9 protein-coding genes and 2 pseudogenes are annotated in these 13,498 nt (G+C 63.3%); 9 read left to right on the top strand and 2 right to left on the bottom strand.

The features are described from left to right. Nucleotides 1-205 precede the first annotated feature (205 nt). From ACVWYI_RS14365 to ACVWYI_RS14395, 7 genes and pseudogenes are all read left to right on the top strand, one after another. Entirely contained in the window at nt 206-1,033 is an 828-nt protein-coding gene (locus ACVWYI_RS14365; protein WP_247349826.1) for a metal-dependent phosphohydrolase, read from the top strand. 47 nt (nt 1,034-1,080) lie between these two features. Continuing rightward, complete coding sequence (locus ACVWYI_RS14370; RefSeq protein WP_456662388.1) at nt 1,081-1,971, top strand: alpha/beta fold hydrolase; 891 nt, start codon at nt 1,081-1,083, stop codon at nt 1,969-1,971. 136 nt (nt 1,972-2,107) lie between these two features. After that, a complete protein-coding gene (gene folE, locus ACVWYI_RS14375; RefSeq protein WP_247447292.1) occupies nt 2,108-2,734 on the top strand; it encodes a GTP cyclohydrolase I FolE in 627 nt (208 codons plus the stop codon). Between the two features lie 27 nt (nt 2,735-2,761). Continuing rightward, on the top strand, nt 2,762-4,285 hold the full coding sequence (locus ACVWYI_RS14380; protein WP_456662389.1) for an FAD-dependent oxidoreductase: 1,524 nt from the start codon (nt 2,762-2,764) through the stop codon (nt 4,283-4,285). Nucleotides 4,286-4,481: 196 nt separating this feature from the next. Further along, entirely contained in the window at nt 4,482-5,690 is a 1,209-nt protein-coding gene (locus tag ACVWYI_RS14385) for an ABC transporter substrate-binding protein (RefSeq protein WP_456662390.1), read from the top strand. A 228-nt stretch (nt 5,691-5,918) separates the two neighbouring features. After that, a pseudogene (locus ACVWYI_RS14390) lies at nt 5,919-7,138 on the top strand (acyl-CoA dehydrogenase family protein). Between the two features lie 336 nt (nt 7,139-7,474). Next, nucleotides 7,475-7,966 (top strand): septal ring lytic transglycosylase RlpA family protein, encoded by a 492-nt coding sequence (locus ACVWYI_RS14395; RefSeq protein WP_247349833.1) that lies wholly within the window; start codon nt 7,475-7,477, stop codon nt 7,964-7,966. A gap of 57 nt (nt 7,967-8,023) precedes the next feature. Here the strand turns inward: ACVWYI_RS14395 and ACVWYI_RS14400 are convergent, their stop codons facing one another. Next, nucleotides 8,024-8,932: a LysR family transcriptional regulator gene (locus tag ACVWYI_RS14400; protein WP_247349834.1), complete on the bottom strand. Its 909-nt coding sequence runs from the start codon at nt 8,930-8,932 to the stop codon at nt 8,024-8,026. Between the two features lie 130 nt (nt 8,933-9,062). Here ACVWYI_RS14400 and ACVWYI_RS14405 point away from each other — a divergent pair, with 130 nt between their 5' ends. Further along, nucleotides 9,063-10,292: an MFS transporter gene (locus ACVWYI_RS14405; protein ID WP_456662391.1), complete on the top strand. Its 1,230-nt coding sequence runs from the start codon at nt 9,063-9,065 to the stop codon at nt 10,290-10,292. Nucleotides 10,293-10,443: 151 nt separating this feature from the next. Continuing rightward, nucleotides 10,444-11,238, top strand: a complete 795-nt coding sequence (locus ACVWYI_RS14410; RefSeq protein ID WP_456662392.1) for a COG4705 family protein — start codon at nt 10,444-10,446, stop codon at nt 11,236-11,238. 370 nt (nt 11,239-11,608) lie between these two features. On the opposite strand, the pseudogene ACVWYI_RS14415 reads toward ACVWYI_RS14410, so the two are convergent. After that, nucleotides 11,609-13,349: pseudogene (locus ACVWYI_RS14415) on the bottom strand (methyl-accepting chemotaxis protein). Nucleotides 13,350-13,498: the final 149 nt, after the last annotated feature.

Raw genomic sequence — 13,498 nt, forward strand, 5'->3', positions numbered from 1 at the left:
CGTCGCGGCGCCGCCCCAGGACCGGGTTTATCGAGCCGGCACCGCAACCGCGATATCGCGGGACACAACCGCAACATATTTCCGTATTTTCGTCACGGCATTTGGTCACGCGGCCCAAGATGGGCTATGCTGACGGTTGCGTCGAGGACAACAATGAGACGTCGGGAGTAGGCGTGGGACACCACCGACAAGCGGGGCTGCATCCATGATGACGTTGCCGAGACTGGCGGCCGAGTCCCTCGAGAAGTTGCTCGGTACGTTCATGCGTCGCCGGTACGACGAGACGTCCGCAAGTATTGTCGAGAGCGCGACCCGCACCGCGATGGAATGCATCGGCAACAGCGATGCGCTCTATCACAATATCGAGCATACGATGCTGGTGACGCTGGTCGGCCATTCCATTCTCAGCGGCCGAAGTCTTCATACGCATCTGTCGGCCGCGGACTACGTCCATGTCCTGATCGCCTGCCTCGCCCACGACATCGGCTATGTGCGTGGCCTGTTCGAGGAGGATGACGCCGACGGCTTCGTGATCGATGCGGCCGACACCAAGATCTCGTTGCCGCGCGGTGCATCGGACGCGAGTTTGATGATGTATCACGTCGATCGTTCCAAGCTTTATGTAACGCGGCGGCTGCGGCATATTCCCGGGCTGGATCCGGAACGCATTGCTCGCGCCATTGAGGGCACGCGGTTTCCGGCCCAGGAAGGCCAGGACTATGACGACGAGGCCTCGATCCTGCGCGCTGCCGACTTCATCGGCCAGCTCGGCGACCCCAATTATCTGCGCAAGGCCAACGCACTTTACTACGAGTTCGAGGAGGTCGGCATCAATCGTCAGCTCGGTTATGACTCGCCGGCCGACGTCGTGAACCGCTATCCGCAATTTTACTGGAACAGCGTCGCACCGCACATCCAGACCGAGATCGGCTATCTCAACAAGACCGAGATCGGCCGGCAGTGGATCGCCAATCTCTACAGCAACGTATTCCGGGCCGAGCGCGACATCTCGCTGTCCGGCCCGCAGAAGTAACGACCGGGTAGTCGGGCTAGGTCTTCGAGCGAGTCCGCAAGCCAATCATGCAACAAAAAACAATCAGCACGGATATTCTCGACATCGCCTATCGCGAATACGGCGCGCCGGACGGCTGGCCTTGCATCATGGGCCACGGCTTTCCCTACGACGTGAACGCCTATGCCGAGACCGCGCCGATCATCGCGCAGGCGGGCGCGCGGGTGCTGGTGCCCTGGCTGCGCGGCTACGGACCGACGCGGTTCCGCTTTCCAGAGACGCTACGCTCCGGCGAGCAGGCGGCGCTTGGTGCCGATCTGCTGGCCTTCATGTATGCGCTCGGCATCAAGCGCGCGGTGGTCGGCGGTTATGACTGGGGCGGCCGCGCGGCCTGTGTGGTCTCGGTGCTGTATCCCGAGCGCGTGATCGGGCTGGTCTCCGGCAATTCCTACAACATCCAGAACATCGCCCGCGCCATGGAGCCGGCCTCACCGCCGGAGGAGGCGGCACTCTGGTATCAATATCTGTTCCACAACGAGCGCGGCCGCCGCGCGCTGGAGCGCAATCGGCGCGGCTTTGCGCGCCAGCTCTGGGCGATGTGGTCGCCGAAATGGACTTTCGACGACACGACGTTCGAGAACAGCGCAATCTCGTTCGACAACCCTGATTTCGTCGATGTCGTGATCCACTCCTATCGACATCGTTACGCGCTGGTCGCGGGCGATCCCGCATACGCCGCGATCGAGGCAAGGCTCGCAGGCCAGCCGCCGATCCGTGTCCCGACCATCGCGGTCGACGGCGACAGCGATGGCGTCAATTTCGGCACGGCGCATCACGCGCGCAAGTTCGAGGGCTTTTTCGAGGCACGCGTGCTCACGGATGCCGGTCACAACCTGCCGCAGGAGCGGCCGGCGGAATGGGCGCAGGCCGTGCTTGATGTGCGGCAAGCGGCGTCATAGAGCCGGGTTTCTCGTCCCACTGTCTCGCCGCCTGCCAGCTTCCGATTTTTCCTGATCCCGGGAACCTTTTCCAATCGCAGCCGTCCAAGCTGTGGGGCCGCTTTCTGTATGCGGTTCGTTGCAGGGGAGGTTTTCGATGAAGACACAAACGCGCAGGCTGGAACGTGTCGCGGTCGCGCAGGCGCCGAGTGAACGGCCTGAGAGGGCCGAGGTCGAGCAGGCGATCCGCACCATGATCCGCTGGGCCGGCGACGATCCCGCGCGCGACGGTCTACGCGACACGCCGGACCGGGTCACGCGCGCCTTCGAGGAGTATTTCTCCGGTTATGCGCAGGATCCGACCGAAATTCTGCAAAAGACGTTCGAGGAGATCGAAGGCTATGACGAGATGATCGTCCTGCGCGGCGTTCGCTTCGAAAGCCATTGCGAGCACCACATGGCACCGATCGTCGGCCGCGCCTGGGTCGCATATATCCCGCAACGGCGCGTAGTCGGCATCTCCAAGCTCGCGCGTCTCGTCGACATCTACGCCAAACGGCTTCAGATCCAGGAGAAGATGACCGCGCAGATCGCCAACACGATCAACGATGTGCTGAGGCCCGAAGGCGTCGGGGTCATCATCAAGGCAACGCATCACTGCATGACCACGCGCGGCGCGCACAAGCCCGGGACCGATCTCGTCACCAGCCGCATGCTCGGCGTGTTCCGCGACAATGCGTTGACACGCCAGGAACTGCTGGGGCTGGCCAATTCGGTCGATTGATCCGCGACAGTTCAAGGAGGCGACGCCATGACCGAGGACAAGAAGCCAAGCGGGCCCGACCTGTGCAGGGGCGTGTCGCTCGCCGAGTTCAAGGACGGCAAATTGCTCGGCCATGTCGGCGAGGAAGATGTCCTGCTGGTGCAGGCCGGCAGCGAGATCTTTGCGATCGAGCCGGCCTGCAGCCACTATCACGGTCCGCTCGCCGAAGGCCTGGTGGTTGCCGACACCATCCGCTGCCCCTGGCATCACGCCTGCTTCTCCTTGCGGTCAGGCGAGGCGACCCGTCCGCCGGCGCTGAATGCGCTGGCGGTGTGGGAGGTCTCGCGCGATCAGGACAAGATCATCGTTCAGCGCAAGCGCGAGATGCCGAAGGTTTCGGTGCCTCACCGTACAGCGCCAGCGCCGGAAAAATTCGTCATCATCGGCGGCGGCGCGGCGGCTTTCGCGGCGGCGCAGACGCTCCGCCGCGAGGGCTTTGCCGGCGCTATCACGATGCTCAGCAATGACAGCGCGATGCCGGTCGACCGGCCAAATCTCTCCAAGGATTACCTCGCGGGCAACGCTCCGGAGGATTGGCTGCCGCTGCGGGGCGAAGACTACTATCAGGACGCCGGCATCGACCTCAGACTCAGCACGAAAGTCGCCGCGATCGAGGCGAAGACGCGCGGCGTGACGCTGGGCAACGGCGACAGGCTGCCGTTCGACCGGCTGCTGCTCGCGACCGGCGCCGAGCCGGTCAGATTGCAGATTCCGGGTGCGGACCAGCCTCATGTCTACACCTTGCGCTCCGTCGCCGACAGCCGCGCCATCGTCAAGGCGGCTGGCAGCGCCAAGCGTGCGCTGGTGATCGGCGCCAGCTTCATCGGCCTGGAAGTTGCGGCGTCCCTGCGGGCACGCAAGATCGAGGTACACGTGGTCGCGCCGGACGAACGGCCGATGCAGAAGGTGCTCGGTCCCGAGATGGGCGACTTCGTGCGCGCGCTGCATGAGGAGAATGGCGTCAACTTCCATCTCAAGGACACGGTGGAAAAGCTGGACGGCACGCGCGCCACGTTGAGGAGCGGCGGCGTGATCGAGGCCGAACTGGTCGTGGTCGGAATCGGCGTCAGGCCGCGCCTCGCGCTCGCCGAGCAGGCGGGGCTTGCGGCCGACCGGGGCGTCAGCGTGAGCGAATATCTGGAGACCAGCGTATCCGGCATCTTCGCGGCCGGCGACATCGCGCGCTGGCCCGATCCGCATTCGCGGCAAACCATCCGCGTCGAGCACTGGGTGGTGGCGGAGCGGCAGGGCCAGACCGCGGCGCGCAACATGCTCGGAAAGCGCGAGCGCTTCGACGCCGTGCCGTTCTTCTGGTCGCAGCACTATGACGTGCCGATCAACTATGTCGGCCACGCCGAGAGCTTCGACGACATCGCGATCGACGGCAGCATCTCCGGCAAAGACTGCCTGCTGAAGTACCGCAAGGACGGCCGCGTCCTTGCGGTTGCTTCAATTTATCGCGATCTCGACAACCTCAAGGCCGAGCTGGAGATGGAGCGGACGCGCGGCTGAGGCGCCGCTTCCGATCTTGGTTTGCGTCAATGTATGCTGCCCGCGAGGGCTGCTGTGCTGGCTGTCGTCCCGGCGGCGCCACCAACCAGCAACTCGACGCAAGACCGCCTCGCGGAACTCCGCTGATCTGACGCGCTGACAGAAGCAGCACGGCGCGCGCCTACCTCGCGCGGACGACCATCACCGGGGAGAAACCATGAAAGCCGCTTTTGTCCTGGCCGCAGCGCTGGCTGCCTGCCTGTCTGCGCCGGTCTCCGCACAAAAATCCTATGGTCCCGGCGTCACCGACACCGAGATCAAGATCGGCAACACCATGCCCTATAGCGGGCCTGCGTCGCCGCTCGGCATCACCGGCAGGGTGATCGCGGCCTATTTTGACGAGGTCAACGAGAAGGGCGGCGTCAATGGCCGCAAGCTCAATCTGCTGTCGCTCGACGACGCCTTCTCGCCGCCGAAGACCATGGAAGCGGCGCGGCGGCTGGTCGAGGGCGACGGCGTCGCCTTCATCTTCGCGACCATGGGCACGGCCCCGAGCTCGGCGATCGCGAAATATCTCAACAGCAACAAGGTGCCGCAGCTATTTCTGATCAGCTCGGCCTCGAAGTGGAACGACCCCGCCAACATGCCCTGGTCGATGGCGCTGCCCTGGGCGCCCAACTACACCAGCGAAGCCGCGATCGACGTCGCCTATGCCCGGGCCAAGAACCCCAATGCGCGCTTCGCGGTGCTCTATCAGAACGATGACGCCGGCAAGGAGTATCTGCGCGGCGTCAAGGAAGCGCTTGGCGCCGATGCAGACAAGGCGATCGCGATGGCGTCGAGCTTCGAGGTCGCCGACCCCACCGTCGATTCCCAGGTGCTGACGCTCGCCAACACCAAGGCCGACGTCTTCATGATCTATTCGGTGACGCCGCGCGCTTGCGCCCAGGCGATCCGCAAGGCGCATGAGGTCGGCTGGCAGGCGACGCGCTTCCTCGCCTCCGGCTGCGCCAACAAGGCGACTGTGATGGTGCCGGCCGGGCTCGACGCGGGCAAGGGCGTGCTCTCGCTCGGCTCGCTCAAGCCGTTCGTCGAGGTGCCGAAGGACGATCCGGCGATGACGGCCTATATCGACTTCATGAAGAAGCGCCTGCCCAACGCCGACGTCAACAACGTCGCGGGCCTCTACGGCTACACCGTCGCCGAGGCGCTGGTGGTGCTGCTCAAGCAGTGCAAGGACAATCTGACGCGCGAGAACATCATGGCGCAGGCGGCGAATCTGAAGAACGTGCCGCTGTCGCTGCTGATGCCCGGCATCACGCTCAACACCACGCCGCAGGATTTCCGCCCGATCAAGGACGGCTATATGCTCCAGTTCGACGGCAACGACTGGATCGTGGCGAGCGAGCTGTTGCGCGGCACGTGATGGCAAGTCGGCTATCGCGGTTGGTGACGGCGCATCCTTCGAGACGCCCGCTTTCGCGGGCTCCTCAGGATGAGGGCGGAGTGCGCGGCGGCAGGTTCAATAGGCGCGAATGCCGCTTAGCCTCACCCTGAGGAGACCGCGGAGCGGTCGTCTCGAAGGGCGAGGCGTGCGCTCACGCAGTCCAGAAGCCAAATGCGATTACCCGATTGGCAAACGAGAGGAGAATAAATGGACTTTCACCACTCCGACCGTTCGCTGGAACTGCAGGAGCGCGTCCGCCAGTTCATGCGGACGCATGTCGAGCCGGTCGAGGAGCTCTATTACGAGCAGGTGAAGCCGGAAGCGACGCGCTACAAGACGCCGCAAGTGTTGCAGGACCTGAAGCGATTGGCGCGCGAGCAGGGGCTCTGGAACCTGTTCCTCTCCGGCGAGCACGGACCGGGGCTGACAAACCTCGAATATGCGCCCGTGAAGGAGATCATGGGCCGCATCCTCTGGGCGCCCGAAATCTTCAACTGCTCGGCACCCGATGTCGGCAACATGGAGGTGCTGGCAAATTACGGCACGCCCGCGCAGCAGGAGCGCTGGCTGAAGCCGCTGCTGGAAGGACGCATCCGCTCCGGCTTCTCGATGACGGAGCCGCAGGTCGCCTCCAGCGACGCCACCAACATCCAGTGCCAGATCAAGCGCGACGGCGGCGACTACGTCGTCAACGGCCGGAAGTGGTTCACGTCAGGTGCAATGAACGAGGATTGCGAGATCCTGATCGTGATGGGCAAGACCGCGCCCGACGATCCCGATCGTCATCGCCAGCAATCCATGATCCTGGTGCCGAAGGCGACGCCTGGCGTGCGCATCGTCCGGACATGCTCACTTACGGCTACGACGACGCGCCGGTCGGCCACCCCGAGATCGTCTACGAGAACGTCCGTGTGCCCGCCGAGAACATCCTGCTCGGCGAAGGCCGCGGCTTCGAAATCGCGCAAGGTAGGCTCGGCCCCGGCCGCATCCATCATTGCATGCGACTGATCGGTTGCGCCCAGCGCGCGCTGGAATTGATGTGCCAGCGCGCAGTCTCCCGCACAGCCTTCGGCAAGCCGCTCGCGGAGCAGGGCTCGGTGCGCGAGGACATCGCACATTCATTCTGCGAGGTCGCGCAGGCGCGCTTGCTCACGTTGCAGGCCGCCGACAGGATGGACCGCGAAGGCAACAAGGCCGCGCGCGACCTGATCGCGGCCGCCAAGATCGTGGTGCCCAGCATGGCCGCCCGCGTCATCGACCGCGCCATCCAGATCCACGGCGCTGCCGGCGTCTCGCAGGATACGTTCCTCGCGCGTGCTTACGTCTACGCCCGCTTCATCCGTATCGGCGACGGACCGGATCAGGTGCATCTTGCGGCAGTGGGGAAGGAGCTGATCAAGCGCGGCGGGGTGATCGGCGTAGGCTAGAGCCTCCTGCTGCCGAACGACGATATGCAACGTCTCCTGCAGTCTCGCGCTGTTGCGGCTTTCACGGAAGTCCCGCAATTCGCTTCTATCGCTGAGCACGTAAGACTCCGGAAGTCGAAATCCGCGGCTCTCGGAGTCATGCTGCTGACGCAATTCCTGTCTTAGACGGCTACAACTAAAACACTGTGCGGGACCGATCTGGTTCCCACCAAGGTTCCGCAGCCGGGGTTCTCGAATCCGCAAAGAATTGGCGCAAGTTCGAAACGCCTCCGCGTTCGCTTGACCATGTTCTGCGGCATCGGGAACCGCACGATCCGGAAAATCAAAGGAGATCTGATGTTGTTCCGCTCGAGCGCCGCAATTTGCGGCGCCCTGGTTGCGCTTGCCGTTTCCGTTACCGTTGCTCGAAGTGCAACAAGTGAGGTTCAGCCAAGCGCTGTCGTCGATGCCGCCTCTGGGGATGCGATCGTTGGCGCAGCATCCACGTATAATCCATTCAAGCCCGGTAAAGAGGAAGGCGGCCCGAGCACAGCCTCCGGCGAGCGTTATGATCCCTCGGTATGGACGGCTGCCATCAAGACGAGCTTGCGTCGGAAATTTGGTGGGGTCCAATTCGGGGCGCGACCGAAATATGCTCTCGTCGAGGCCGTCGGCAAGAAGGTCATCGTCAAGATAAATGACGTGGGGCCGCTCAGGCCCGGCCGCATCATTGACCTCAATGAGCGGACGATGCGCCATTTCGATCCGAGCATGGAGCTCGGTGTCATTCCTGACGTCACAGTCAAGCCACTGTCCGGCGACGATTGGATTCCTGGGCCTGTTGGCTGAACGCTATACCCGAAGGAGGCACAGCACAGCCCTCCGGGATGGCGGAAAAGCTTCGTACTAACCGCGCTTCCTTCGCGCGTCGTGATGGCGTAGCGCGTCGACGATCACCTTGAATGCAGCCGAGTTCTGCCGCGAGGTCGGATAATAGACATAATAGCCATCGAATTTCGGCGACCAGTCGTCGAGCACGATGACGAGTTCGCCGGACCGGATGTGCTGCGCCACCATGTCTTCGGGGACATAGGCGATGCCGAAGCCCTTCACGGCGGCGTCGATCATCGCGCGCGACTCATTGAAGGTCACTTGTCCCTCGATGCGTACCCGCAAGTCAGAACCGTTCTTGGCGAACTCCCATACATAATGACCGCCCGCCGCCTCGCGACGTTTGATGCAGACGTGATCTAACAGATCTTGCGGATGCTTTGGTTTCGGGTGCTCTTTCAGATATCCGGGCGAGGCGACCGCGACGAGCCGCCAATCCGGGCCGATGCGCACCGCGATCATGTCTTTCTCGACACTCTCACCGAGGCGTATGCCTGCATCGAAACCGTCTTCGACGATGTTGCGGAAGGCCGTGTCGAGGCTGAACTCGACTTTGAGATCGGGATATTTTTTCAGGGCCGGCGACAGCTTTGGCCAGACGACCGTTTCCAGCGCATGTTCGGAGAGCGTGATCCGGACGGTCCCCGACGGCGTGTCGCGCAGGGACATCAGCGCCGCGATATCGCGCTCGATCTCTTCAATGCGGGGCGCAACCGAGGCCTGAAGTCGCTCGCCCGCCTCGGTCAGGCCGACGCTGCGGGTCGTGCGCGTGAGAAGCCGCAGGCCCATCTGCGATTCCAGGCGCTTGATCGTATGGCTGAGCGTCGACTGCACGACGCCCAGTTTCGCGGCGGCTTTCGTAAAGCTGCGCTCGCGGGCGACGGCTACGAAAGCCAGCAGATCGTTGAAATCCTGGCTTGCCATGGCTGCGACTATTCATGGCCCGCATCGATCAATGCAAGCAAATTATATCGTCTAATTGAGCACCGACCGGGCCTCTATCTGTTGTCAGGAACAGCGCCAGCCTGGGCGCCTCTCGACATATGGATGCCCGATGGACGTCACAACCGATCAGAAGACAACGCAGCCAATGGCCGCATGGAGTGCGGTTTTCGCGCTGTCGCTGTGCGCCTCGACGCTCGTCGCGTCCGAGTTCATGCCTGTCAGCCTGCTTACGCCGATCGCCAGCGGCCTTCACCTGACGGAAGGACAGGCAGGACAGGCCATTTCCGTTTCCGGGCTGTTCGCCGTTCTGGCCAGTCTGTTCATCTCGGCGGCGACGGCTGGCTTCGATCGTCGCTCGCTCTTGCTGTGGCTGACCGGCCTGATGCTGGTATCTGGGGTCATCGTAGCCTTCGCTCCCAACTATCCAGTCTTCATCGCCGGACGGGCGCTTGTCGGGATCACGATCGGCGGTTTCTGGTCGCTGTCGGCCGCGACGATGATCCGCCTGGTCCCGACCACCGACGTGCCGCGCGCTCTTGCGGTTCTCAATGGCGGCAATGCGCTCGCGACCACGATTGCTGCGCCGCTCGGCAGCTTTCTCGGTCAGTACATCGGCTGGCGCGGCGCGTTCTTCTGTGTTGTTCCCGTCGCCGCGCTAACTTTTGTCTGGCAGTTCCTCACGCTGCCGGCGATGCCGAGCCGGGAGCGGGCCAGCGTGGCGGCAGCGTTCAAGGTCTTGCGCCACCCGCAAGTGCCTTACGGCATGCTCGCAGCCGCGCTGTTCTTCCTCGGACAGTTCGCACTCTTCACGTATTTGCGGCCGTTCCTCGAAACGGTGACGCGCGTCGATGTCACGACGATCTCGGCGCTCCTGCTCCTCATGGGCGTTGCGGGTCTCATCGGGACATCGATCATCGGGTTCGTCATCCGCGAACGTCTCTACATGTCCCTCATTGTCATGCCGTTCGCGATGGCTCTGATAGCCGTCGCAGTGACGGCATTCGGCTCGTCACCGACCGCAATTGCGGCGCTGATGTTCCTGTGGGGCTTCATCGGGACGGCCGCGCCCGCGGGTTGGTGGACGTGGGTCAGCAAGGCTTTGCCTAATGATGCCGAAGCAGGCGGCGGCCTGATGGTCGCGGTGGTGCAACTGGCCATCACCACGGGAGCGGCCGGCGGCGGCGTTCTCTTCGACTACAGCGGCTATCAAAGCACCTTTCTGCTCAGCGCCGTCATCCTTGCTCTCTCATCGTCCGTCATTTTGGTCGGAGCCCTTCGTCGCAAGGCAACGGCCGACGCGCGATGCGCTGCTTGCGTGTCGGCGAGCCCGGCCTTGTGACGCAGCCTCGCCGACGCGCCGAAAAAGGAGACCACCAGACAGCAGCCCGGGCCGGGAACATCACGAAGATTTATATTTCCGAAGTGTATCCTGGAGCGGCTGAGCGCGTTGTGCGACAGCGACTTGACCGGCCCGCGATTGCGAGATCCAAATGCAAAATAGTGATGAGGTGCTCAGCAAAGTTCCTGAGGTCACACTTGGATTTTGGATCATCAAGATCCTTGCCACGACGCTCGGCGAAACCGGCGGTGACTTGGTTACGATGGGCTGGCTGCACGCTGACCAAAATGCTCAAAATGGCGGCTATTTGATCGGCACTGCCGTCTTCTTTGCCGTGTTTGTTGCGGCAGTGATTGTGCAAATTTCGATGAGGCGGTTCAACGCCTGGATTTACTGGCTGGCCATTGTGGCCTCGACAACGGTTGGCACGGCGATGGCCGACCTTTTTGATCGCTCGTTGGGTGTCGGCTACACGGGAGGCTCGTCTATTTTGTTAGCCTGCGTATTGTGCTCGCTCGCCGCTTGGTATCTTGCCCTCGGCTCGGTGAATGTTCAGACGGTGGCCACGCCGAAGGTGGAAATCTTCTATTGGATGACAATCACGTTTTCCCAGACGCTCGGCACAGCGCTTGGTGATTGGGTCGCGGATGCGGGGCTTGGATACGAAGGTGGCGCACTTGTGTTTGGTGCTGGACTGGCTGTCCTTGTCGCTGCCCACTACTGGACCAACATCTCCCGCGTGGTTCTGTTCTGGGCGGCCTTTATTCTCACCCGACCTCTCGGTGCGACGGTCGGAGACTTCCTCGATAAGCCGGTAAGCCAGGGTGGGCTTCATCTAAGCCGGCCCTTTGCCTCAGCGGTGTTGGCTGCATGTATCCTCGCGTGCTTGCTGTTGCTGCCTCAGAGAGCGGGAAGGCATCCAGCGGCGACTGCAAGTTCCACATGATCCTGGCGAGGACACAGCGGTCGCTGATGTCTCCAGCTTCGACAACGGCCTCGTGGCCCAACTCTTCTATCGATTGGCATGCATCTTCGAAGGATGCGGGTAAGGAATGCTCTCGCTGGCTGACCGGATCGAGAGTGCCGCCCTAGTCCCGGAGGCGTGCAGGATTGAACGGATGGTTCGAGCAGGACTGCATGATGCCATCCTGCCGGTGTTTTGCCCGACGAGTCAAACGGCTTCGTAAAATTCGCAATGCGTCGCGGGGGCCGCCAAGCCATTGATATCGCTATCCCCGGCTACTGTGCATGGGGTTGTTTTCGCGTTTTTTGGTGAAGCGACCCCACCGCCGGCTCATCTGGCGGTGGACGCGCCGTCATCCCGCCTTTGCGATACGGCTGTCCGCCGACCCCGAGCGCAAGTTCTGGAAGAATTTTTCCACCTCGCGTGACAGCGTGTCCGCGGTTGCGGTCAGGCTGCTCGCTGCCGTGAGCACCGAGGATGCCGCCGTATCGGTCTCGCCGATGGCGTCGCGGAGCGAGGTGATGTTGGCGACGAGGGTTTCGTTGCCCTGCGCGGCCGACTGCGCGTTGGACGAGATCTCGCGCGTGGCAGCATCCTGCTGGCCGATGGCGCCGGCGATTGCCGAGGTGACGTCGTTGATCTCGCGGACTGCGCCGCCGATCTCGCGCACGGCCTCGACCGCGTTGCGGGTGGAGGACTGGATCATCGAGACGTTCTCGCTGATATCGGCGGTCGCCTTCGCGGTCTGGCCGGCCAGCGCCTTCACTTCGTGTGCGACAACGGCAAAGCCGCGGCCGGCGTCGCCAGCACGGGCGGCTTCGATGGTGGCGTTGAGCGCGAGCAGATTGGTCTGCTCGGCGATCGCCTGGATCAGGCTGAGCACACCGTCGATGCGTTGCGTGGCGGCTGCCAGGCTCTCGATCTCGGCGATCGATTTTTCGGTGCGCTGGCCGGTCTGCTCGACCGCGCTGGCCGACTGCCGCACCTGCCGGCCGATCTCCACCACCGACGCCGACAGCTCCTCGGCTGCACCCGCGACCGCCGTGACGTTGTGGGAGGCCTGTTCGGTGGCGTTCGCCGCCGTGCCGGCGCGGCTGCTCGCATCCGCGGTGACGCGCGTGATGGTCTGCGCCGTCTCACGCATGACGGAGGCGCTGTCGCTGAGGCCGCGCATGATCGCGCCGATCGCCTCGCGAAAAATGTCGACGGATTGCTCGATATGGCGAGCGCGCTCCTCGCGCGCGGCGGAGTCCTGCGAGACCTGCGAGGCGAGGTTGCGGTTGCGCCCCATCGCGTCCTGGAAGATCTGGATCGCGCGTGCCAGCGCGCCGATCTCGTCGGCGCGGTCAGCGTGCGGCACCACGACGTTCTCGGCGCCGTCTGCGACCTGCTTGATGGTCGCGGTGATGGCGGAGAGGGGACGGGCGATCGAGCGGGCGATGATGACGATGCCGATCACGACCAGCGCCAGCGCCACGCCGCCGAGGCAGGTCAGGACGAGAGAGAGGATGCGATTGGTCTCGGTCTCATGCGCGATCTGCCTGCCGCGCTCGGCATAGACCTTGGACAGCGCCTCGAGATCCTTGTTCAGCGCCGAGCGCACGGCGCGGTTGGCGTCGTTGTCGCCCCATTCGCGGCCCGCGGCCGCATTGATCTCGACGCCGCGCCGCACCAGCTCCTTGCGGAATTCGACGAACTGCTCGATGCGCTTCTTGAAGGTGGCGAACTGTTCTGCATCGTCAGCCCGGACGATGGTTTCCCAGCGTTTCACGACGTCGAGGATCTGGGCGTTGAACTTGAGCAGGGCCCTCGCCGTATTTCTTGACGACGGCTGGCTCCGTCGACATGTAGACGCCGCGCGATTCCATGACGACCGCATAGACCAGCGAGTTGACCCGCTCGACGTTGAGCGCGGCGGCGTTCGCGGTCTCGATCGCGCTGATCAGGTCGGCGCCGCGGCGGCTGTTGTAATCGGACAGCATCGCGATCGCCGCCGTCAGCAGCGCGAACAGCGCGAAGATTGCGTACAGCTTGTTGGCAAGCGTAAAGCGGCCTGCCAGGCCGGCGGCATTCCCAGATTGATTGATGGTCATGATGTTCAAGGGCCCTGAATGGCCGGGAGCGGCCGGGAGAGCGCGGTCGTGCAAAATTGATGCAAAACTATGCAGAATGAAGATGGACGCTGCGTTAACGCGGGGTTTGCCCCCGTCTTCGCCCTTGGTCGAAAGAAAGGTAAGATATT

The organism is Bradyrhizobium sp. LB13.1 (assembly GCF_054056815.1).